Source organism: Streptomyces sp. NPDC096193 (assembly GCF_040302905.1).
GTDB lineage: Bacteria > Actinomycetota > Actinomycetes > Streptomycetales > Streptomycetaceae > Streptomyces.
The window spans coordinates 454644-475252 of the sequence record NZ_JBEOSJ010000004.1 but is presented as its reverse complement, the minus strand read 5'-3'; the positions used below and the strand labels follow the sequence as shown (position 1 = coordinate 475252).

Here is a 20609-nt window from a genome sequence, read left to right as displayed (position 1 = left end):
ACCCCCCCCTTTTACCTTTTCGGGCAACCCTTTTCCGGGGGGGGGCCCCGGGCCACTGCCCTATGGGGCCGGGGCCCGGCTAGGCCCGCCCCCGGGCCACGGGGCTCACCGGGCCGTCAGCGGTCAGCCGTCAGCCCTCAGCCCTCAGCCCTCAGCCGTCAGTCGTCGGTGTCGCCGTCCGGCACCCACGAGCCGTGGATGGTCGCGGGCACCCGCCGGGGCAGACGGACGGTGGCCACCGGCGGGCCGGCGACGTCCGAGGCGTCGAGCACCAGCAGCCTGGAGGCGTCGCGGTTCAAGTCGCTGACGGCGGTGAGGAGATAGCCGCCGTCCTCGTCGGCGTCGGACGCACCGGCCGCGGGCACGAAGACCGCTTCACTGGGCAGTTGACCGGTCCCCACGTGATGGATCTGCCGGGCCCCCGTCTTCCGGTCGTACTTCACCACGCCGTGGTTGCCGATGCCCTGGTCGTCCGGGTACGAGACGGCGTAGTGGAAGCGGTGCTCACGGCCCGTGAGTTCGCCGTTGATGGTCGGGAACTCCACGACCAGATCGTCGATCTGCTCCTCCGTGACCCGCTTCGCCGACGGATCGACCGTCCAGCGACGCAGATGGGAGCCCGCGGCGGACTCCGCACCGGGCTCGTCGATCCTGCCGGCCCAGAAGTTCCACGACCGGCGCCAGCCCGATCGGTCGACGCACGGCCCCTCCACCACGATCCGTCCCCGCTCGTCCTCATAGGCGTTCGCGAGGTGCAGCGCACAGCCGGGCGCTATGTCGTACCACGTCGTTCCGGCCGCTCCGCCGGCCCCGCGCGGCATGACCCCGATCCGCGGCTGCTGTGTGTCGCTCCAGCCGTACGGGATGCCCGAGTGCTCGTTCGGATCGAAGGTCACGGACATCTCCAGGAACACGACATGGTTCGTGGTGATGGCGAAGTCGTGCTTCAACGCGGCGCTCGCGCCCGGAACTTCGGCGCTGAAGAGGATGTCGCCGTTCGCCGATGCGACGTGGTAGGTCAGGAACGGCGGGAAGGGGGACGAACCGAAGAAGTGCAGTTCGCCGGTGAGCGGGTCCTCCTTGGGGTGGGCGGTCATGGCCGTCGTCAGCTTTCCGCCGAAGTCGTAAGCCCCGACCGTGTCCAGGCCCCGTGTCAGTTCGAAGGGAAGGTTCGACTCGCACAGGGCCAGCAGCCGGCCGGCGTGCTCGATCACATGGGTGCCCGCGGTGCTCGCGGTGAGATCCGGACCCCGGTCGGTCATGTAGGGGGCGCCGTCCAGGGCGGGCGTGTGGACCCACCGATTGCGGTACCACTCGGCCTTGCCGTCGCGCAGCCGCAGGCCGTGGACCATGCCGCTGCCCTTGAACCAATGGGTGGGCGTCACACCGGGCTTGGGGTTGTGACTGTTGCGGATGAGCCGGCCGCTGAGCTCGGGCGGCAGGGTGCCCTCGACCACGAGCTGCGACGAGGTGAGCTCGTCGACGACAGGGGTGTAGTGGCCGGTGAGGTACGTCGTCATGGTGATGTCTCCTTCTGGCGCGGTGTGTCGGCGATGTGACTCGTGAGGTGTCGGTGGGGTGGTTCACCGGCGGGCGGCGGGCCGCTCGGCGGTCTGCTTGAGGTGCTGGAGCCAGGCGGTGAGCGAGGCTTCGAGTGCTGCGCGCATCTCCTTGGGCCGGGCGTCGATCGGTTCGCCGCTCCAGGACTCGACCGTGTGGACGTGCACTCCGCCCGCGGTCTCCTCGAAGGTCCACAGATGGATTCCGTCGATGCCGTGGGCGGGACCGCCCCATGCGATGCGCTCACCCGGGACGAGATGGCGGACCGTCGAGACGATGTCGAGGCCGTGGGTGTGCCAGCGGAACTCCGCGCCCTTGGCGAGCGGCCCGGCGAGGGTGGCGCGCGTGACGTCCGGGTTCCAGTCGGGCCAGGCGTGGATGTCGGTGTGCAGACGCCACACCTCGGCGATCGGGGCCTCGATGGTGATGTCGCGGCGTACGACGACGGGTGCCTCGGTGTCGACGGTGAAGTTCTCGGTCATGACGGTGTCTCCTTCGGGAGTCGGTGTGGAGGGGAGAGCCGAGGTGCCGCGGCGCGAGGTGAGCAGCACGAGGGCGAGAGCGGCGCCGATGACGGCCGCCGATACGAGGAAGGCGGTGCGGTAGCCCTCGTTGAGGGCCGCGACCGGGCCGTGGGTGTGCTGCGCCGAGGCGGTACGGGAGGCCGCGAGGGTGCTGAGGACGGCGAGTCCGACGGCGCCGCCGAGCTGCCGGGTGGTGTTGACCAGTCCGCCGGCCACCCCCGAGTCGGCGGGCCGTACCCCCGCCACGCCCGCACCTGTGAGCTGGACGAAGGCGATGCCCAGACCGGTGCCGACGCTGACCGAGGGGCCGAGGACATCTCCGGCGAAGGTGCCGTCCGCCGACACCTGCCCGAGCCACAGCAGGCCGGCCGCCAGCAGGACCAGGCCGGTGGCGGTCGTGATCCGCTGTCCCGTCCGGCGCTCCAGGCGCGGGGCGAGGAAGGAACCGAGCATGTTCGCTGCGGCCAGCGGTATCTGGGTCAGTCCGGCCCGCAGGGGTGAGTCGCCGAGAACCTGCTGTTGGTAGAGGGGGAGGAAGAAGAACAGTCCGACCCACACGGCGCCGAGGAGGGCCATGGCCGCCTGTGCGGCCCCGAGTCCGGGGACGGTGAAGATGCGCGGCGGAAGAAGCGGATCCGGGTGCCGGCGTTCCACGGCGACGAACACCGCCAGCAGGATGCCGCCCGCGATCAGCGGGACCACGACCCCGCTGTCCGCCCAGCCCGTGCGCCCGGCCGACGCCAGCGCGTACACGACGGCGACCAGCCCCGCGGTGACGGTGAGCGCACCGATGAGGTCCGGCCGCCCCCGGGGGCGGCCGCTGGACGTACCCGGCACCAGGATCCCGACGCCTGCCGTGACCGTGACCGCGATGGGCACGGTCACGAAGAAGACGGAGCGCCAGCCCAGGGCTTCGGTGAGAACACCACCGAGCACCACCCCGGCGGCTCCGCCCGCGCCGGACACCGCGCCCCAGACCGCGAGAGCCCTGCCGCGCTGATCGCCCCCGGGGAACACGACGAGGAGCAGGGACAGGGCGGCCGGCGCCATCGCGGCCGCGCCGACTCCCTGAGCCGCCCGGGCGGTGATGAGGAACCACGGCGTGCTCGCCAGACCGGCCGCGAGGGAAGCCACGCCGAAGACGGTCAGACCTCCGAGGAGAACCGTCCGGCGCTTCAGCAGATCGGCCGCCCGGCCGCCCAGCAGGAGGAGGGCGCCGAAAGCCAGGCCGTAGGCGTTGACGACCCATGACATCCCCGACTCGGACAGCTGGACACCGTCACGGACGGCGGGCAGAGCCACGTTGACGATGGATGTGCTGAGCACCACGGTGAACTGGGCAGCGGCCAGCACCGCCAGCGCACCCCGGCGCTGCCGCGTGGTGAGAGCGGTGCTCTCTTCCGTGCTCTCTGCCGTGACCGGCATGACGGGCTCCTCGGGTCGATGACATGTGTGGTCAACCACTCACTCACTGGCCATGCTAAGTGCTGAGTACTGTCTGTGCAGTGCTGAGTCGGGTTGGGGGCGGGGGAGGGGGCCCGGGAGGTCAGGCCCCCTTTCGGATCACGGGTGCCTGATGCCGGCCGCGAGCGTCCGCGTCCAGGGCGCGTCGATCTCCTGGGCACCGATGGACACCACGAGATGGCACAGCATGCCCCGGGCGAAGAACTCCTGGACCTGGCTGTCGTCACCGCCCGACGCCCCGCGCACGTACTCCACGAGTCGCGCGTAACCCGCACGGACGGCCTCGCGCACGGCAGGCTCGGAAGCCGACGCGGCCTGCGCGTGGAGCTGGAGCAACAGCAGCTCCTGGTCGGCGATCAGTTGTGCGTACGCCTCGGCCATCGAGGACAGCACCACGTCGGACGAACTGCCCGGCGCGGCGGCCGCGCCCCCTTCCAGGCTCTGCCGGATACGGACGAAGCAATGCTCGACCACCGCGACGAACAGTGACTCCTTGTTGGGGAAGAGCCGGTACACGTACGCCTGGGAGATGCCGGCCCGCTTCGCGACCTCGGTCGTCGTCGTGCCGAAGTACCCGCGGGACGCGAAGGCTCCGATGGCGGTGCGCAGCACCGTCTCCCGGCGTTCTTCGGCGGTGGACAATTGACGAGTGCGTTCCGACTTCATGTGAGTACTCAATCACTTACACTCTTCTCTGGCAACAGAAGGCAGGCCGGCGGCACCGGATCGGGCCCGCACTCCCCGCCTCGAACCGCGCGACGGTTGTGCAGAGTGCCTGGGACGATCCGCGGGGCCGCAGACGCCACCGCCACCGCCACCGCCACCGCCACCGACACCGACACCGACACGGCGATCGGCGGGCTCGTGGTCGACATGCAGCCGCCTCTGTGCTATCTCGCCGCCCCGCGTCCGACTGAAGCTGCCCCCACCGGGTATGCGCAGTGAGACGAAATTCCGGCAGTGGGCCAGCGAATCCGCCGGTTGTCACGCACACTTGAGGGGAAGGTGCCCGCCGTGACCGCGGTCCGGGCCGGCACCCGACGCTGGGCAACATCGTCCGGGGAGACGACTGGGCCCTGAGATGTCTTCTGCGAGCGTAGGGAGGCGCCAGTCATGGACGGAGCCGGACTTTCGGAGCCCGAGCGGGTGATCCTGGCTGAGATCGAGCGCGAGCTGCGCACCGACGAAGCCCTGGACCGCAGACTGCGGACCATGCGCCCGACGGCGCCCGTTGGAGGAGCCTTCGGCTCGTTCCGCGGATTCCGGCAGGCGACACTGGCATCGTTGCTGTCCGCCGTGGCCGTGATGCTGTTCGTCATGGCCGCCGTCAGTTCAACTCCCGCTCTCTTGTGGGCCTTTGCCGGCGTCTGGGTGATCACCGCGGTCTGCCTGCTCCAACTGGCCTGCCGCCGGGGCGCGCGACGTCTTGCTACCCGGCACGGAGTGCCTGCCGAGACGTCGGCCCACGAAAGCTGACGACCTGAACACCACACGGTTCTGACGCCGTGGGACGGGGCCGTGTGTCATCACGGCCCCGTCCGCTGTTGCCGGTCGCCGCGCGAGAGGTGTCGCAGCGAACTCCCCGAAGCGGCAAGGCCGAAGGATGCGTCGCGGCCCTACCCCCGGACGCCGGGGGGAGAGCTGTCGGGGCTTCAGCCTCCGAGCCCGCCGCTGCCGAAGGAGCCGCCGGATTCATCGGTGTCGCGCGGACGACCGCCGGACGCGGGCCTCGATCCCTGGTTCCCGTAGCCGCCGAACTCATGAGGTGACAGCCGTTCACCGTCCGCCCCGAAATCCTCGGGCTCCCGTCGCGCCTCGACGTGAGTCCGCTGCGCGGGCTGCTGGGGCTGCTCCTCCGGACGCGGCGGCCTGTCCCGGCCACGGCGCGCGCCCACCCGCCAGACCACTCCGACGAGCAGGACGAGGAGAGCCGCGGCGATCAGGACGAAGACCATGACTGCTGGAGCACCGTCACCGGCGGCGAGCCTGTGCCCGTCGTCGGCCGGCTGGATGAAAGATCTCATGAACCACGGGTACCCCGCCCCGGCCGCATCGCGCATCCGTGATGTCAATGCGGTGAATCGTGCGACGCAACCACTCAGAAGAGGTCTGGCCAGGATGGACACCCGCCTGCGGGTTTCGCGGCACTCCGCCGGACCGGTCTTTCGATGATCTCCCGGATGGATCGACCCGATTCGGGTACCCATCGGCTGACGACTGCCCGCCTCGATCCCTGGACACCCGGCGTGATGGACAAGAAGACGACGACTACGCAGACGGCACCAGGTGCGACGACCAGCCACGAGGTGTTCGGGGCACCCTGCTGGATCACCCTCATGGCACGCGACCTGCCGGCCTCCCAGGCCTTCTACGGCGCAGTGCTCGGGTGGGACTTCCGGCGGGCCCGTCTGGGCGACGACTTCAGCCTCGCGCTCTACGAGGGAACCCCTGTCGCGGGCATCGGAGCGCTGGCGCCCGCCCTGCGCGTGCCCGTGGCCTGGACGCCGTACTTCGCCGTTGCCGACGTGGACGAGACCGCCGCCCGTATCCGCGAGCGCAGTGCCACCGTCGCCGTCGGGCCGCTGCGTTTCCCGGTGGGCCGCGGGGCTCTCGCGGCCGACCGGGACGGCGCCGTCTTCGGGATCTGGGAGGGCCAGCTCGTCTCCGACTGGCAGGCCTGGCGGCAGAACGCACCGGCCTGGCTGCGGCTGCGGACCCGCGATGCGTTCGACGCCGCGATCTTCTACGGAGAGGTGCTCGAATGGGCCTGTGACCGGCCGGGCTGCTGCGATGTCGACTACCGGCAGGACGAGGTCGTGCTGAGCCAGCACGGGCACGTCCTCGCCCGGCTCAGTTCGGGAGCGGTCGACACCGCCCCCGACCCGCTGATCCAGCCCCGCTGGCACGTCCATTTCCCGGTACGGGACGTCGCCGAGACGACGGCCGCAGCCGTCCGCCACGGCGGGTCCGTACTACGGGAGGGGCCGGCGCTCTACGGCACGGAGACGACGCTGCTGGACCCGGACGGAGCCCTGTTCACGGTCACGAGCCGGCCGCGCTGAGCGCGTCCGAGTGCGGGCGAGACCTCCGCCTCACCCGCACCAGCGGCTTCACAACGGTTTGCGCAGACTCGACTCGCCCTTGCGCCACGACGTGAGCAGCCGGTCGCCCAGCCTGGCGTCGGCCCATTCCGTCGCATCGATGCCGAAGGCCACGTCCGCCTCCAGCCACGGTTCCTCCTCCAGGAGCCCCGCGATCACCTCACGCCGCACCACCTGCTCGTGCACCGCGTCCGCCTCCACGTGCTCCGCGTAGAAGTGGACGGCGGCCGGCCCCGCCTCCAGCCGTCGCATGGCCGCGGCCATGCGACGTGAGCCGGGCGACGACGTCACTTCGACGGCCGCGAAGTGCCCCACCAGGGCCCCGCGCAGTGCCCGGTGCAGCCCGAACAGGGACATCAGATTGGCGAGCGTCAACATCTCCGAGGCCGCCGCGTCGACATAGTGCCCGTACGTCGTGTCCAGGCCGAGATCCGCCATCAGATCGGCGAACAACTGGGCGTGCACACGCTCCGCGCGGCCCGCACCGAACTCGTCGTACTCCACAGCGACCATGGCCGCCTTGGCCCTGCCCCACAGCCGGGGGATGACCCAGGCGTGCGGGTCGGCCTCTTTGAGGTGGTAGAGCGACCGATGGGCGGCGTACTCGCGCAGCTGCCACACCTCGCCCTCGTCCTTGAGAAAGTGCGAGGTACCGGAGCCGTCGACCGGTTCGACCAGGATCTCCTCCAGCGCTTCCGCCACGCTCTCCCGCCGCGGTACGTCGGCACGGAGTGCGGTCAGGAAGCGCTGCTCCATGGCGCCGCGCAGCCGCAGCAGCTCGGGATCCCACTCCCAGTCCGGGTCGACACCCGCGAATCCCCGGTAGTGGAGCTCGTAGCAGAGGTAGAGGGCGAGCTGAAGGTCGTCGCCGTACGGTTCCGCCCGCGTCACCGCGTCGGCCGGGGGGAGCGGCGTACCGGGGCGGGAGCGCAGGGTGGTCGCGACGGCGGACGACAGTTCGCCCCGGTGCTCGGGCAGGGCGGGCCCGGCCGAACACCCACTGTCGTTCCTGCCGGCGGGCCGTTCACCTCCCTGCGGCTGTCCGGACGTCTGTTCGGGGGCCTGTCCGGAGGTCTGCACGGTCGTCACTTCCCGGCCTCCTCGGCGCGTTCGGCACGGATGACCACGAGCTCTTCCTTCTCCTCACCGGGCCTGATCAGCCCCTGCGTCTCCAGCCATTTCCTTCGCGAACTCAGCACCGGTCCGAAAGGCACGTAGCGGCGGTCCTCCACCGTCGCGCGCAGACCGGCCCGGCTCAGGCGATCCAGGGTCGGCGGGACACCGCACAGACCGGAATGCACCAGCAGCAGCACACCGCCGGGGCGCAGCACGCCCGCCGCGCCGTCGCAGATCCGGTCCACCAGCGCCCGGCCGCTGTGGCCGGCGTCCCAGGCGAGCGAGGGGCCGCGCCGCGGGAGCCCCGGCTCGGGCGCAGGGACGTACGGCGGATTGCTGAGGACGACATCGAACCGCCGGTGCGCGACGGGCTCCAGCAGGTCGCCGCGCAGCACCTCGACCCGCAACCCGGAGAGGGCCGCGTTGAGGCGGGTTGTGACGACGGCCCGCCGGGCGCGGTCGACGGCGGTCACCTTCGCTCCGCGCCGGGCGGCGGCCAGGGCCAGGGCACCCGTTCCGGTCCCGACGTCCAGCACGTCCGCCCCCGGCGGCAGTGGGTGGCGCCCCAGGGCGTCGGCGAGGAGGAAGGTGTCCTCCTGGGGTGCGTACACGCGTGGTGGTACCCATACGCGGCACCCGAGACCGGTTCCGTCCACAAGGCCGAGCATCCACATCACCTCTGCAATTCGGGACCCCTGACTCGGCGCCGACGCGGTACCGGACGGTCATGGGCGGGTTCTTCGCGCGGTGGCTGATGTGTCCCAACCTCCGGATCTCTCACGGTGCCCGTGTGCCCAGTGAGACGGACTCCTCACCGCCGAAGGGGACATTTCGCATGGCCGGACTGATCGTCGCAGGTCAGGAATGTTTTCCCGAGGATTGTTATGTGCGGTTCCTCGGGGTATTCGCAGGGGCACACGCTCTGTGTCCCAGGAGGAAGGCAGGCACCTCATGGACCACCTCGTCGACATCTCCGGACGCACTCCCATCGCCCCCTCCGCCGATCCCGCGGCTGCCGCCGGGCAGGCGCTGGCGACCATCGGCGCGCATCTGATGCCCGCGGCCGCCACGATGGCCTGCCTGGGTGTCGATGAGGACCAATGGCGCCGTTTCACCTCCCACTGGGAGTTCCTGACGGCGGATCCTTACGCGTCCGAGCGGGGTACACGCAGGCTGCGCCGGTACGGGCACTTCGTCTTCTCCGCCCCGCGAAGGTGCTTCCACCTGTTGCCTCCGGACACTTTTGTGCAGCCGGAGGACAGTAATCCGCTCTACGTCGACGTCGACCGCCGATTCGATCCCCTGACCAGCTACTTCGTCGCCGACCCCGTGGTGGGTGCCGTGCTGCGGATGCTGGGCCGGCTGGCGACAGGTCTGGACGACAGCGAGCTGTGGGACGTGAAGGTGCATCCCTTCCGGGTCATCGCCTCCGGCGACGCGGAGGGGCTGCCCACCCCCGAGGGACTGCACCGCGACGGCGTCACCCTCGTCTCGTCGCTCATGGTGGGACGGCGCAATGCCACGGGAGGGGAGAGCGAGGTCTGTGACATGGACGGGAAACGGCTGCTCGCCACGACCCTCGACGAGCCGGGGACACTGCTGCTCGGTGACGACCGGCGCACTCTGCACGGGGTATCGGCCGTGCGTCCGCGGGACTCCCACGCCCAGGCGCGGCGGGACGTCCTGGTGGTGACGTTCGCGCCGCGCGGCGACGCGACGACGGACTGACCCGGGTCGGGGCCGGCCGACGGCGACCGCCCGCTGACGTGCGTCAGCGGGCGGTCGCGGCGACCAGGTCGTCCACGACCGCCGCGAGCCCGCCCCGCTCGCTCGCCGCCCTCTGACGCTCCGCGCCGGAGCCACGCGTCGCGAGCCGCCCCAGGAACGCCGTCACCGTGCCGAGGTCACCGTGCTCCTCCAGGGCCGGACGGACGAACCGCACCAGGCGTTCGGCCTGCACCGCCGAGGGGAGGATCCCGCCGCCCAGCGCGTCGACGCCGCTGCCGGCCCAGCCGTCCCGCGCGGCCCGCCAGTACGCGGCCCGCAGCACCTCGCTGCTCACACGCGGCCCCGGATCGCCCTGCCCGACCCGTGCCGCAGCAGTCACCACCAGCGCCCTGACGAGGAGGGTCAGCGCCACGGTGTCCTCGATGTCCGGCAGGACGTCCATGGCCCGGACCTCCAGCGTCGGCAGGCGCGGATTCGGCCGGATGTCCCAGAACGGAGTCGCGGCGTCCAGCATCGCCTCGGTCTCCTCCATGGCGGTGGCCAGGCGTTCGTGGTGCTCGAGCGACTCGGCGAAGGGCGGAGGGCCGAGGCACGGGAACCGGCCACGGATCACCGAACGCCAGCTGGCATAGCCCGTGTCGTGGCCCTGGTGGAAGGGGGAATTGGAACTCATCGCCACCAGAAGCGGCAGCCACGGCCGGAGGTGGTTGCCGACGAGCACGCTCGCTTCCCGGTCCGGCAGATGCACATGGACGTGCACGGCGCAGACGGCGAAGTCGTCGAGCATGGCCCGGTACTGGTCCACCCCCGCCCGATAGCGCCAGTGGTCACCGACCTCCGCGGGATCGCTGTGCCCGAGGACCGGTGTGCCCGAGGCACAGAGCCGCAGACCCTCCTTCTCGGCAGCGGTGCAGAGCGCGGCACGCATGCCGGTCAACTCGTTCCGCAGGTCCGAGGACAGCGCGCACGGCTCGGTCCTGCCCTCGACTTGATACCGCGTGAACTCACCGCAAACACTCTCGCCCACCGCTGTTCGGGCGCGTGCCACGACCCGGGGGCCGGCGGCCTCGACGGCTCGGGTGAGGGGGTCGACAAGGAGATACTCCTCCTCCACTCCCACCGTCGGGCCCTGGGTGCCGAAGGACATCACGACGTGCCCCGTCCGCTCGATTCGCCTGGTTGTGCCGGTCTCTGCCGGATTCCTCGACAGAGCAGATCTACACCTCGGACAGCACGGTCTCGGACTTCACGATTCCAGGGACCGCACGGTCACCGGCATGCCGGGCGCCTGATGGCCGCCGCTGGCCAGCATGCGCACCTCGCCGCGGTCGCTTATCTCGGCGCGCACGATGCCGGTGTCGTCCTCGTACACGGGGGAGCCGCTCGCTCCCGCTCTCTCGGTACGCCGGACGATCACCACATCGTCCTCGACGGTGGACGCGCGAAACACCAGTTCATAGCTGTCCGGGTAGCTCATGGATACTCCTGACACGGGGGCGCAGAGCTGGGACCTGCGTCTTTCCATCGTGACCCAGGTCCGGTCAGGGCGCCTCAGGAAGCGGGCGGTGCGGGCCCTTCACCACGGCCGAGGGCCGCGAGCGCGGCACGGCCGCGTGGGGAGAGCCGGTATCCGACATCCAGGCTCTCGGTGAGCCCCAGCTCCTTCAGCTTGCGGACGTCCGCCTTGAAGGGAAGCCGTTCGCGGCCGACGCGGGGTGCGAGTTCGGCGGAGTTCGTCGCCGGATGGTCCGCGATCAGGGTCAGCACCCGGAGCGTCCACGCACCGTGCCGGGAGGCCGCGTCCAGCCGGTCCAGCCGCCGGCGCAGCTCGTCCAGCGCCACGTCGTCGAATTCGTCGTCACGACGCAGCTCCTCGCGCGGGTCGGCGCCGGCGTGACGCACCTCCATACGGTACGGCGTCCCCTCGCGCCCTTTCAGAAACGACAGAAGGGAGTCGAGCGACGGCGAGCCGGCCCGTACGGCGTCCTGCTCGGACAGCGTGTCCAGCGCGACCGGCTCCACGGACAGCACCTCGACGAGGCCGACGGCAGTACGCATCCGGGTGCCTGCCCGCACGCGTGGCGCCCGCCAGGTACGGAACACCAGATCGACCCGGCCCTCCACGATTCCGTCCAGCACGGTGCGCGGAATGAGCACGACTCACCTCCTCGCTCTTTTCTGCCGCCTCCGCCGTCCATCCTCTGATCCCTCTGCCCGCGGTGCATGCTGGTGGGCATGGCCGACCTTCTCGCGATATCGGGCGACGGCGTCCCGGTCACGGCACTCGTCGAGGGCGAAGGACCCACCCTGCTGGTGGTCCACCCGGGCGGCGGCCCCGTCACCTCCTGGAACGGCGTGACGGCCCACCTCGCCGGCCGCTTCCGGGTGGTCCGCGTAAACCGGCGGATCTATGTCTCACCGCGGTCCGCTCTCCCCCCGACCCACTCCCTGCGGACGGAGACGGCGGACGTGCTCGCCATCGCCGGTCTCCTCGACGGCCCGGTGATCCTGGTAGGCCACTCCTCCGGCGCGGTGGTCGCCCTGGAGACCGCCCTGCGCTCGCCCGCCGCGTTCGCCGGGGTGATCGCCTACGAACCCCCGATGCCCACCCGCTCCCCGGCGGCGGGAGAGGCGGGCCGCCGCGCCCGCACCGCGCTCGACGCGTCCGACCCCACCGAGGCGATGCGCATCCATCTGCGCGACATCGCCGGGATGCCCGCCGCGTCGGTCGACGCGATGCTCGCCGACGCGCCGACCAGGAACGCGCTCGCCGCGTACGCCGCGGCACAGATCACCGACAACGAGGCGATCGACGCACTCGGCGTGGGCATCGACCGCTATCGGCAACTGTCCCTGCCGACCACGCTGATCGAGGGCGACCGCAGCCCGGCACATCTGCACGAGCGCGTGTCCGACCTGGCGACGACGCTCCCGAACGCCCAGGTGATCACCCTCCCCGGCCTGGGCCACACGGCGCACCGGGACGCACCGGGGGTGCTGGCGGGGGTGATCGGGGAAGTGGCGGAGGCAGTGTGGAGGTGATCGGGCCGGGGCGAGCCACACCCGGTGGGGGGACTGGCTGGTCGTGCCGCGCGTCGGCGCGCCGCGGCCGTCCGGACCAAGCCGAACCTGCGGAGAATCGCCGCCGCATGGGCAGAGCTGTCGGGTCACGACCACCCGGATGTACCGGCGCCCACGATGAACTGGGCGAACACTCTTGCGACTTGCGACTTGCGGCTATCGGCACGCGGCGCGGACGACGTACCAGTCCGCCCTGCCGGAACGACGAGGGGCGTCGGTTCGTACGGACGCCCTCCCTCGCACACCCGTCAGCCCTTCTCCAGCCCCTCGTTCACCACCCTGATCAGATCCGTCGCCGCACTGAAGTCCATCGTCAGCCGGTTCTTCGTCATCGCGAACGCGATCCCCGTCGCCGTGTCCCCGTACGCGTAGCTTCCTCCCGCACCGCCCATCGAGAAGGCGCTGCGGGTCGCCTCCTCCGCCCCGGGCAGGCCCAGGGCGTAACCCAGGCCCCACGAGGACTCGTTGCCGAAGACCTGGTCCACCCCGCTCGCCGCCGGTGCCGTCACCTCACGCAGGCGTTCCGGGGAGATCAGCGCGACGCCGGGGATGTCGCCGAGCAGTGCGGCGTACATACGGGCCATCGCGCGGGCCGATGTCTTGCCGCCCGCGGGGATGTCGGCGGCGAGGATGTCGGTGCGGTTGCCGAGTTCGGCCGTCGGGAACAGGGACAGCGGTCCCGCCTTGAGCATCGGCAGGTCCTCCGGCATGCCTGTCATCATGTCGGCCGCGCCCGCCTGATCCTCCAGCCGGGCCAGTCGGCCGTGCTGACTCGTCGGCATGCCGAAGTACAGCTCGTCGGCCACGCCCAGCGGGCCGGTGACCTCGTCGCGCAGGACCTGGGAGATGGGTTTGCCCGTTGCCCGGCGGACCACCTCGCCGAGGATGTAGCCGAAGGTGTAGGCGTGGTACCCGACGGCCGTGCCCGGCTCCCACCACAGTTCGGCGTCGGCGACCTTCGCGCAGATCCTGTCCCAGTCGCAGATGTCCTCGGCGGTGGTGTCGAGCGGAAGGCCGGGGACTCCGGCCGAGTGCGTCAGGACCTGCCGGACGGTCACGTTCTCCTTGCCGTGCGCCGCGAATTCCGGCCACAGTTCGGCCACCGGAGTGTCGTAGGCGAAGGTGCCGCGCTCGACGAGCACGTGCACCACGGTCGAGGTGGCCGCCTTGCCGATCGAGAAGTTGTAGAAGACGGTCTCCGGGGTCACCGCCCGCCCGGTGGCGGGATCGGCGATGCCTGCCACCGCGTCCACGAGCAACTCACCGTGCCGGAGGACGGCGACCTGCACACCGCGCTCGGTCCCTGATTCCACGAGCTGGTCGATCCTCTGCTGCACCTGCGTCTGAATGTCGCTCACCACGGCTCCTCACGGCCTGATCCGGTCATGAGTAGGACAGCTTGCCGAGGCCGAACTCATCGCTGCGGGCCGCGCCGGCTCGCACCGTACGAAGTCGCAGCGGGGGAGTACCGCCCACATGTGTGTTCGCCGCCAGCGTTAGGGTGCAGCATGGGCACCTACAACCTCCCGGAGATCACCCGCACCGAGTGCACCAGGTGCGGGACCGAGGTGCGGGGCGTCAACGGCCGGTACGCGTGCCCGAACTGCGAGTGGGTCAATCACTGGAGCGACGGGCACAACCAGCTGCCGAGCGCCGAGGCGGACCCCGACTGCCCGCGTCCCCGGTAGGGGCCCACCCCGCCTGCCCCGGGGTTCTCCGTTGGTCCGACGCCTCTACCGGGCGGCGGACCCGTGGTCCTGCTCGCCCGCCAGCTCGCCCTGGACGAACGGGTCGGCCTCGGGGTCGTAGGCGCCGGCGTGATCCGCCAGGGCATCCACGATGCGTTCCCACTCCTCGATCTCCGCCTGCATGCGTACGGCTTCGGAGGCATCGGCGGAGGTGTCCTTCTTCGCCGCGTGCCGAGCGGCTTCGAGTGCTGCCTTCGCCTCGTGATGCGTCATGCCGGCGGCACGCTTCCGGGCAGCTGTCCAGCCCGTCTTCTCCGCGGGAGAGGGCATCTCGGACGCCTGCTCCGAGACGGCGCGGGACTGGTCCTGCTGCGTGCTCATCCGGCTTCCTCACGGTCGTGGGGCATGTGGTGCCCGGGTCTGGGTTCAGGCCTGACGGACGGATATCCGCGCCACGCCCCTTCATGCGCGGCGCCGGTCCTCTGCCGGCCGTCGGTGGCCGTCAACTTGCCGCGCGTGCCGCCTCCGCGCCGATCATGCTGTGCAGTTGATCGGCCGCAGCCCGCCCGAACGCGGGATCGTTGAGATGCGTGTCGACGGTACGCAACTCCACGGCCGAGCCGCCGAGACCCGCCGACAGCTCCGCGACGAGCGCGGCGTCCGCCTGCGGATCGTGATATGGCCCTGTGGCGACGCCGAGCGTCGACAGCCCGTGCAGGGGAGCGAGAACCGTCGTCGGCCCCGTCGCCGTCCGCAGTTTCGCGGCCATGAGACGCCCGAGCTCCGCGCACTCCGTCGCGGTGGTGCGGATGACGGTGATGGACGCGTTGTGCACATGGACGTGACGGTCGCGGAACCGGCGGGGGAGGCTGTCCAGCGGCCCGAACTTCACCATGTCCAGGGCGCCCAGGCTGACCACCTGGGGCACGCCGGCCCGCCCGGCGGCCTCCAGCCGGTCGGGCCCGGCTGTGAGGATGCCGCCGACCAGTTCGTCGGCGAGTTCGCAGGTGGTGAGGTCCAGCACACCCGCGAACAGTCCCTGGCCCGCCAGCGACTCCAGTGACCGGCCACCCGCTCCGCTGGCGTGGAACACCAGTACCTCGTAGCCGAGTCGGGTGAGCCGCTCGCGTGCCGCGTCGACTCCGGGGGTCGTCACGCCCGCCATGGACGCCGCGATCAGCGGCCTGCCCCGGTCGCGCAGATCCGCCGCCCTGATGGCTCGCGGTGATCGGGCGAAACCCTCGGCCATGCCGGCGACGGCGTCGGCGGCGTTGGCGAGCAGGGGCGCCGAGATCCGGTTGACGCCCGCGATGTCGACGACGCTGTACATCATGGTGATGTCGCAGGCACCCACGTACGGGGCCACATTGCCCGAAGCCATGGACGAGACCATCACCTTGGGCACACCGAGCGGCAGTGCCCGCATCACCTGGGTGGCCATGGAGGTGCCGCCGCTGCCGCCGAGAGCCAGTACACCGTGCAGCCGGCCTCGTTCGTACAGATCCACGACGACGTTCGTGGCCCCGCGCGCCATGGTCGCCACGGCCCGTCCGCGGTCCAGGCCCCGGACGTTGACGAGTTCGGTGCCCGCGGCCCGCGCCACGTCGGCGCCGGAGATGTCCGGCTGCACCCGGGGTGTCCCGAACGCACTCGTGTCGACGAGAACCGTCTCGGCCCCCCGCCGGTGCAGATGGTCTCGCAGCAGGCCGTACTCCGAACCTTTGGTGTCCAGCGTCCCCACCAGCGCAACGATCGCCATGACAGGCCATCCTCATGCCCGCCCGGTCGCCCGACAAGAGCGCACGGGCACCGCGCACGGAACACCCGGGGGCGCGATGCGGGCCCGGGACCGACCGACCGCGGGCCCGAGCAACCCCGGGCCCGACCGACCGCGGGCCCGAGCAACCCGGCGCCCGCCGAGCAACCCGGGGCTCGATCAACCTGCGCGCAACTCACCACGATTCGTGGCCGTCGCCCCTGCCTCCGGACTGTGACGCCTTCCCGCCCGCGGCCCGCAGTTTGAGAGCCACCAGCGGGAACACGAGAACGGACACCATGGCCGCACCCACCAGGGCCGCCGCCTCGCCCGCGTCCAGGACCTTCTCCTCGACGCCGATCGTCGTGATCGCGACGACGAGCGGCAGACACGTCGAGGCGAAGAGGGTGAGGGCACGGCGGTCGGCGCCGTGCAGGTCGCGCGGCGCGAGTGCGTACGCCGGCAGTCCGCGGACGACGAGGAAGAGCAGCAGGAAGGCCGGCAGCAGTGCCAGGGCCCGTCCGCCGTCGAGGAGGGACGCGAGGTCGAACTCGATACCGGTGACGATGAAGAACAGCGGGACCAGGAAGCCGAATCCCATCGCCTCGATCCGCCCGAGAATCTCCTCGCTGCTTTTGGGGGCCGCGCCGTTCAGGATCAGCCGGGTCAGCAGGCCCGCGGCGAACGCGCCGAGCAGGGTGTCCAGCCCGAACACCACCGACAGGCCGAGCATCGAGACGAGGAGCAGCATCACGAATCGCACGGCGAACTGCGCGCTGCTGTGCAGGGTCTTCTCGATGACGGTGGAGAACCAGGGGCGGCGCGGCCGCAGTGCCCAGAAGACCGCGGCGGCCGTTACGGCGGCGAACGCGACCAGCAGGGCCGCCGATTCGCCGGGCCGGCCGCCGCTGAGGAGCAGGGCCATGGCGATGATCGGCCCGAACTCGCCCACCGCGCCGAAGGCCAGCATCACAGTGCCGAACCTGCCGTGCAGATCGCCGCTGTCGCGCAGGATGGGCAGCACCGTGCCGAGCGCGGTGCTGGTGAGCGCCGTCCCGATGACGACGGTCTTGTCGATCTGCGCACCCGTCAGCGCCAGTGCGACACCGAGGCCGAGCACGAGCGAGATCAGCCAGGCCCGGATCGAGCGCCGCAGGGTGTCTCCGCGGATCGCGGCGAAGTCGATCTCGTATCCGGCGAGGAAGATCAGCATCGCGAGACCCAGATTCGACAGGGTGTCGATCACGGTGCCCGTGTGCGCCCAGCCGAGCACGTCCGGCCCCAGCAGGATGCCGAGGAGAATCTCGAAGATCACGAGCGGGATGCGGATCCAGCGGCCGCATCCGTAGGCCAGCAGAGGCGCGAGCACCGCTGCGGTCATGATCAGGACGAGGGTTCCCGGTTGCACCATGGGTTTTATTTATCAGGAATGTCAGGGTTTGACGGTCATGAGCCTCGCAAGGCTCCCTTCACCCGAGAAGTCGGTCCACCGGATCCTCCGGCCCGACACGGACTCACGGGACGACACGGAGCCCGCAGGACGACGCGGACCCGCCGCCCTCTCAGTTCCCCGGCTTCCTCGTCCGCTCGACCAGTTCGGCGGTAATGAAGCCGACCACCGCACAGAGCACGATGAGGGGCATCTGGTTGTGCGCGTCGCGGCCGAGGAGGAGTACGGCGAGCACGGAGCTGGTGACCGGGAGCCGGGTGACGACGGCCGTCGCGGTGGCCACGCCGAGCGCCAGCCCCGCTGTCGTACCGAGCCCGGGCAGGCCCGAGGCGGCGATGCCCGCCGCGGCTCCGATCAGCACGGCGGGGAAGATGGGGCCGCCGCGCAGACTGCCGAGGCTGATGCCCCAGGCCAGGCCCTTGAAGACGATGAGCAGGATCAGCGCGGAGACGGCGAAGGTGTGCGGTTGCCCCGCCACCACGGCGAGTGTCGCCTGGCCCGACAGCGCCGCTTCGGCCGGTGAACGCCCGGTGGTCAGCGCGTACGCCGAGATGCAGACGCCCACGGCGACGGCGCACAGCACCGTGCGGAGGGCGGTGCGCTTCTGCGTCCAGGCCGCGGTGAGGTGCCCGAGCCGGTGCATCGTCGAGACGACGGCCGCGATCAGCATCGCCAGGGGGATGCCCCACAGAAAGTCCGCCGCGTCCGGGGTGACGTCCGGCGGTACCGCGGGCAGGGACAGCGCCCCGATCGACAGCCCCGTCCACTGGCCGAAGCCGGTGAAGACCAACGCGCCGGTGCCGCTGGCCACCAGACACGGCAGCAGCAGGACGAAAAGCTGTGCACCGCCCATTCCGGCCGCCTCCAGCACCAGCACGGCGGCCACCACGGGTCCACCGAGGATGGTGGAGATCGCGGCGGTCGAACCGGCAGTGCCGAGGACCAGGGCGGTTTTCGGCTCCGTGGCTCTCTTGGACCGGCGCAGAGCGAGCAGAGCGAGGCCGCTGCCCAGCGCCATCAGCGGAGCCTCCGGACCCAGGACGACTCCGAGCGGCAGCGTGGCGACGGCGGCGAGGACCACCCCCGGCAGTTCCCTCGGCCCGAGCATCGGTCCGCCCAGTCCGTGGGCGGGCACATGGCCGCCCGTGCCCGGGAACCGGGTGACGATCGGCATCAGCAACAGCCCTGCCAGCAGCAGCGCCGGCAGGGGCCACCACCACGGCGGCTCGTCGTAGCCCACCGCCTCCGGCAGGGCTTCCCAGACCTGGTGCTGCAGTTCGTGCTGGAGGCTGACGAGACAGAAGCAGGCGAAGGCGATCGGTACGCCGGCGATCACGGACAGCAGCAGGAGTTTGAGGTAACCGCGACTGAGGATCATCTCGTGCAGCGCGGGGGAGGGCGGTGTCTCGGCCGGTGGCGTGGTCATGCGGCTCCTCCGGACACGCGGGCTGAACGGGGCGGACTCGCCCGCGCTTGGATGCTTACCGGGGGACGGGCCCGTGGTGGTGCGGCACGCGCCGTCCCTGCACGGAAAGGACCCGGGCCTCACCCGAACGGACGCATCCGAATGGCGGCGACCCGGGCGGGGACGGAGGCTCGAAGCCCCGTCCGCTACCGGCGTACGGGACGACGAAGGGTTAAGCCATGACCCAGCAAACCCACCCGGCCGGCGCGAGGCCGTCGACGACCGGGACGAACAGCGGCTGGGTGGCAGGGGGAGTCGCCTTCGCCGGTGTGCTGATGGTGTGCAACGGTGTGCTCGCCATCCTCCAGGGCATCGCGGCCATTGCCACGGACGAGGTGTACGACAACGTCGGCAGCTATGTGTACCGGATCAACCTCACCGGCTGGGGCTGGATCCACCTCATCATCGGCGTGGCGGTCCTGCTCGCCGGCGCGGGGGTGCTGCGCGGCGCCTCATGGGCCCGCTACGTGGGCATCCTGCTGGCAGCCGTCAGCCTCGTGTTCCAGTTCCTCTTCCTCCCGTACTCGCCCGTCTGGTCGGTGATCGTGATCGCGATCGATCTCTTCGTGATCTGGGCGCTGGCGTCGTACCACCCGCAGCACCACACGCACACGACCTGAGCGACAGTGCCCCTTGCGGTCACCAGCCGCAGGTGGGATCCGACCCCGGGCGGAACGCATTCGGGCGGACCCGTCTCGTCGTCTCCGGACGACCGGACGGGTCCGCCCGTCGTGCGATCCGCTCAGCCGGCCGGCGTCTCGGCCTCGATCCGCCGCAGCCGCTCGCTGTCACACGTCCTCGGGCAGGTGCCGCACGCTTCCGCGGGACGGATCGTGTAGTAGAGGCAGCAGCCGAGGCGAGTGCGCGTGGGGTGCGAGCGGCCGTGGCGGTCCGTCAGCCGGCGGAAGTCGGCACCTCCGAGGTACGGCGCCACGGGCCCCGGCAGCAGTTCCCCGGCCTCCCGCACACCGCGTTCCTCATCGCCGGCCGACCTGCCGAGGTACCAGATCCCGGACACCAGGTCGTCCCCGACCATGCCCCACAGGGCTCGCGGTCCGCGCCGTATCCGCGGGGCGATCGCCGTCAGCAGGGGGCCCACGTGGTCGGCCACGGCCCGGCGCAACTCGTCCCGCAGCGCACCGGCGTGCGGAAGGACACGTACGCCGGGCAGTCCGGCGGCGGGATCGTCGGGCAGACACGAGAAGCCGCCCGGGACCACGGCATAGGCATCGGCCCTACGGCTGACGCGGACGTCTGCGGGGCGGACACGAGGAACGCGCCGCGCCAGGTACCAGGGGCCGCTCATCAGCAGGCAGACGGACCAGAGATAGCCATGCAGTGCGCGGGAGGCGATGACATCGGGGCGGGCGGTGTGCCCGTACCGCTCCCGGACGCGCGTCGCCTCGGCGTCGAGGAAGGCGTCCAGGAGTTCGGGACGGTGGGCCAGTTCGGCGCCGTCGATCCAGCCCTGTCCGGCCGGTGAGAACGGTTTCGCGACGCTGACGTCCAGAGCCTGGCACAGGGCGGCGAGCCGTCGGTAGTCCGATGCGAGCAGGGTGGAGCAGCTCGGGGCAGCTCCGGCCGGTGCCCATGCCGGGGCCAGGATCACAGGTACTCCTCAGCGCTGAACATGAGTGAGGGGGTAAGGAGAGGCTCACCTTAACCACAACTTCCTG

At 71.0% G+C, this 20609-nt stretch carries 22 protein-coding genes; 7 read left to right on the top strand and 15 right to left on the bottom strand.

Annotated elements, in window-relative coordinates; translation table 11 throughout:
- Nucleotides 1–158: 158 nt before the first annotated feature.
- From ABTX78_RS09950 to ABTX78_RS09940, 3 genes are all read right to left on the bottom strand, one after another.
- Nucleotides 159–1520: a carotenoid oxygenase family protein gene (locus ABTX78_RS09950; RefSeq protein WP_352206277.1), complete on the bottom strand. Its 1362-nt coding sequence runs from the start codon at nt 1518–1520 to the stop codon at nt 159–161.
- A gap of 63 nt (nt 1521–1583) precedes the next feature.
- Nucleotides 1584–3509 (bottom strand): MFS transporter, encoded by a 1926-nt coding sequence (locus ABTX78_RS09945; protein ID WP_352206276.1) that lies wholly within the window; start codon nt 3507–3509, stop codon nt 1584–1586.
- A 138-nt stretch (nt 3510–3647) separates the two neighbouring features.
- Complete coding sequence (locus tag ABTX78_RS09940; protein ID WP_502993827.1) at nt 3648–4214, bottom strand: TetR/AcrR family transcriptional regulator; 567 nt, start codon at nt 4212–4214, stop codon at nt 3648–3650.
- Nucleotides 4215–4319: 105 nt separating this feature from the next.
- Between ABTX78_RS09940 and ABTX78_RS09935 the strand changes: the two genes are divergently transcribed.
- Together ABTX78_RS09935 and ABTX78_RS09930 are read left to right on the top strand one after the other, a co-directional pair.
- Nucleotides 4320–4493 (top strand): hypothetical protein, encoded by a 174-nt coding sequence (locus tag ABTX78_RS09935; protein WP_352206274.1) that lies wholly within the window; start codon nt 4320–4322, stop codon nt 4491–4493.
- A gap of 168 nt (nt 4494–4661) precedes the next feature.
- Entirely contained in the window at nt 4662–5024 is a 363-nt protein-coding gene (locus ABTX78_RS09930) for a DUF3040 domain-containing protein (protein ID WP_352206273.1), read from the top strand.
- Between the two features lie 176 nt (nt 5025–5200).
- On the opposite strand, the gene ABTX78_RS09925 is transcribed toward ABTX78_RS09930, so the two are convergent.
- Complete coding sequence (locus ABTX78_RS09925) at nt 5201–5572, bottom strand: DUF6479 family protein (protein ID WP_352206272.1); 372 nt, start codon at nt 5570–5572, stop codon at nt 5201–5203.
- Between the two features lie 225 nt (nt 5573–5797).
- Between ABTX78_RS09925 and ABTX78_RS09920 the strand changes: the two genes are divergently transcribed.
- Complete coding sequence (locus ABTX78_RS09920; protein ID WP_352206309.1) at nt 5798–6610, top strand: VOC family protein; 813 nt, start codon at nt 5798–5800, stop codon at nt 6608–6610.
- A 48-nt stretch (nt 6611–6658) separates the two neighbouring features.
- On the opposite strand, the gene ABTX78_RS09915 is transcribed toward ABTX78_RS09920, so the two are convergent.
- Nucleotides 6659–7627: an iron-containing redox enzyme family protein gene (locus ABTX78_RS09915; protein ID WP_502993839.1), complete on the bottom strand. Its 969-nt coding sequence runs from the start codon at nt 7625–7627 to the stop codon at nt 6659–6661.
- Between the two features lie 107 nt (nt 7628–7734).
- Nucleotides 7735–8433, bottom strand: a complete 699-nt coding sequence (locus ABTX78_RS09910; RefSeq protein WP_352206271.1) for a HemK2/MTQ2 family protein methyltransferase — start codon at nt 8431–8433, stop codon at nt 7735–7737.
- Nucleotides 8434–8716: 283 nt separating this feature from the next.
- Between ABTX78_RS09910 and ABTX78_RS09905 the strand changes: the two genes are divergently transcribed.
- Nucleotides 8717–9493: a 2OG-Fe dioxygenase family protein gene (locus ABTX78_RS09905; RefSeq protein WP_352206270.1), complete on the top strand. Its 777-nt coding sequence runs from the start codon at nt 8717–8719 to the stop codon at nt 9491–9493.
- 43 nt (nt 9494–9536) lie between these two features.
- Here ABTX78_RS09905 and ABTX78_RS09900 read toward each other — a convergent pair whose 3' ends face one another.
- From ABTX78_RS09900 to ABTX78_RS09890, 3 genes are all read right to left on the bottom strand, one after another.
- Complete coding sequence (locus ABTX78_RS09900) at nt 9537–10640, bottom strand: carboxylate-amine ligase (RefSeq protein ID WP_352206269.1); 1104 nt, start codon at nt 10638–10640, stop codon at nt 9537–9539.
- A gap of 99 nt (nt 10641–10739) precedes the next feature.
- Nucleotides 10740–10970, bottom strand: coding sequence for a DUF6296 family protein (locus ABTX78_RS09895; protein WP_352206268.1), 231 nt, complete (start codon nt 10968–10970; stop codon nt 10740–10742).
- A gap of 74 nt (nt 10971–11044) precedes the next feature.
- Complete coding sequence (locus ABTX78_RS09890; protein ID WP_352206267.1) at nt 11045–11650, bottom strand: ASCH domain-containing protein; 606 nt, start codon at nt 11648–11650, stop codon at nt 11045–11047.
- Between the two features lie 78 nt (nt 11651–11728).
- Between ABTX78_RS09890 and ABTX78_RS09885 the strand changes: the two genes are divergently transcribed.
- Nucleotides 11729–12535: an alpha/beta fold hydrolase gene (locus ABTX78_RS09885; protein ID WP_352206266.1), complete on the top strand. Its 807-nt coding sequence runs from the start codon at nt 11729–11731 to the stop codon at nt 12533–12535.
- Between the two features lie 287 nt (nt 12536–12822).
- On the opposite strand, the gene ABTX78_RS09880 is transcribed toward ABTX78_RS09885, so the two are convergent.
- Complete coding sequence (locus ABTX78_RS09880) at nt 12823–13932, bottom strand: serine hydrolase domain-containing protein (protein ID WP_352206265.1); 1110 nt, start codon at nt 13930–13932, stop codon at nt 12823–12825.
- A gap of 150 nt (nt 13933–14082) precedes the next feature.
- Here ABTX78_RS09880 and ABTX78_RS09875 point away from each other — a divergent pair, with 150 nt between their 5' ends.
- Nucleotides 14083–14262, top strand: a complete 180-nt coding sequence (locus tag ABTX78_RS09875) for a hypothetical protein (RefSeq protein WP_352206264.1) — start codon at nt 14083–14085, stop codon at nt 14260–14262.
- Between the two features lie 45 nt (nt 14263–14307).
- On the opposite strand, the gene ABTX78_RS09870 is transcribed toward ABTX78_RS09875, so the two are convergent.
- The 4 genes from ABTX78_RS09870 to ABTX78_RS09855 form a co-directional block, all read right to left on the bottom strand.
- On the bottom strand, nt 14308–14643 hold the full coding sequence (locus ABTX78_RS09870) for a hypothetical protein (protein WP_352206263.1): 336 nt from the start codon (nt 14641–14643) through the stop codon (nt 14308–14310).
- Between the two features lie 121 nt (nt 14644–14764).
- A complete protein-coding gene (locus tag ABTX78_RS09865) occupies nt 14765–16021 on the bottom strand; it encodes a Tm-1-like ATP-binding domain-containing protein (protein ID WP_352206262.1) in 1257 nt (418 codons plus the stop codon).
- A gap of 193 nt (nt 16022–16214) precedes the next feature.
- On the bottom strand, nt 16215–17429 hold the full coding sequence (locus tag ABTX78_RS09860; protein WP_352206261.1) for a cation:proton antiporter: 1215 nt from the start codon (nt 17427–17429) through the stop codon (nt 16215–16217).
- 151 nt (nt 17430–17580) lie between these two features.
- Complete coding sequence (locus ABTX78_RS09855; protein ID WP_352206260.1) at nt 17581–18894, bottom strand: chloride channel protein; 1314 nt, start codon at nt 18892–18894, stop codon at nt 17581–17583.
- Between the two features lie 218 nt (nt 18895–19112).
- On the opposite strand from ABTX78_RS09855, the gene ABTX78_RS09850 reads away from it, so the two are divergent.
- A complete protein-coding gene (locus ABTX78_RS09850) occupies nt 19113–19553 on the top strand; it encodes a DUF7144 family membrane protein (RefSeq protein WP_352206259.1) in 441 nt (146 codons plus the stop codon).
- 122 nt (nt 19554–19675) lie between these two features.
- Here ABTX78_RS09850 and ABTX78_RS09845 read toward each other — a convergent pair whose 3' ends face one another.
- Nucleotides 19676–20542: a (2Fe-2S)-binding protein gene (locus tag ABTX78_RS09845; RefSeq protein WP_352206258.1), complete on the bottom strand. Its 867-nt coding sequence runs from the start codon at nt 20540–20542 to the stop codon at nt 19676–19678.
- Between the last annotated feature and the right edge of the window lie 67 nt (nt 20543–20609).

Coding starts and splice junctions, on each gene's coding strand:
- ABTX78_RS09950 (WP_352206277.1), bottom strand. CDS start 1,520: ATGACGACGTACCTCACCGGCCACTACACCCCTGTCGTCGACGAGCTC.
- ABTX78_RS09945 (WP_352206276.1), bottom strand. CDS start 3,509: ATGCCGGTCACGGCAGAGAGCACGGAAGAGAGCACCGCTCTCACCACG.
- ABTX78_RS09940 (WP_502993827.1), bottom strand. CDS start 4,214: ATGAAGTCGGAACGCACTCGTCAATTGTCCACCGCCGAAGAACGCCGG.
- ABTX78_RS09930 (WP_352206273.1), top strand. CDS start 4,662: ATGGACGGAGCCGGACTTTCGGAGCCCGAGCGGGTGATCCTGGCTGAG.
- ABTX78_RS09925 (WP_352206272.1), bottom strand. CDS start 5,572: ATGAGATCTTTCATCCAGCCGGCCGACGACGGGCACAGGCTCGCCGCC.
- ABTX78_RS09920 (WP_352206309.1), top strand. CDS start 5,798: ATGGACAAGAAGACGACGACTACGCAGACGGCACCAGGTGCGACGACC.
- ABTX78_RS09910 (WP_352206271.1), bottom strand. CDS start 8,433: ATGCTCGGCCTTGTGGACGGAACCGGTCTCGGGTGCCGCGTATGGGTA.
- ABTX78_RS09905 (WP_352206270.1), top strand. CDS start 8,717: ATGGACCACCTCGTCGACATCTCCGGACGCACTCCCATCGCCCCCTCC.
- ABTX78_RS09900 (WP_352206269.1), bottom strand. CDS start 10,640: ATGTCCTTCGGCACCCAGGGCCCGACGGTGGGAGTGGAGGAGGAGTAT.
- ABTX78_RS09895 (WP_352206268.1), bottom strand. CDS start 10,970: ATGAGCTACCCGGACAGCTATGAACTGGTGTTTCGCGCGTCCACCGTC.
- ABTX78_RS09885 (WP_352206266.1), top strand. CDS start 11,729: ATGGCCGACCTTCTCGCGATATCGGGCGACGGCGTCCCGGTCACGGCA.
- ABTX78_RS09875 (WP_352206264.1), top strand. CDS start 14,083: ATGGGCACCTACAACCTCCCGGAGATCACCCGCACCGAGTGCACCAGG.
- ABTX78_RS09870 (WP_352206263.1), bottom strand. CDS start 14,643: ATGAGCACGCAGCAGGACCAGTCCCGCGCCGTCTCGGAGCAGGCGTCC.
- ABTX78_RS09865 (WP_352206262.1), bottom strand. CDS start 16,021: ATGGCGATCGTTGCGCTGGTGGGGACGCTGGACACCAAAGGTTCGGAG.
- ABTX78_RS09860 (WP_352206261.1), bottom strand. CDS start 17,429: ATGGTGCAACCGGGAACCCTCGTCCTGATCATGACCGCAGCGGTGCTC.
- ABTX78_RS09855 (WP_352206260.1), bottom strand. CDS start 18,894: ATGACCACGCCACCGGCCGAGACACCGCCCTCCCCCGCGCTGCACGAG.
- ABTX78_RS09850 (WP_352206259.1), top strand. CDS start 19,113: ATGACCCAGCAAACCCACCCGGCCGGCGCGAGGCCGTCGACGACCGGG.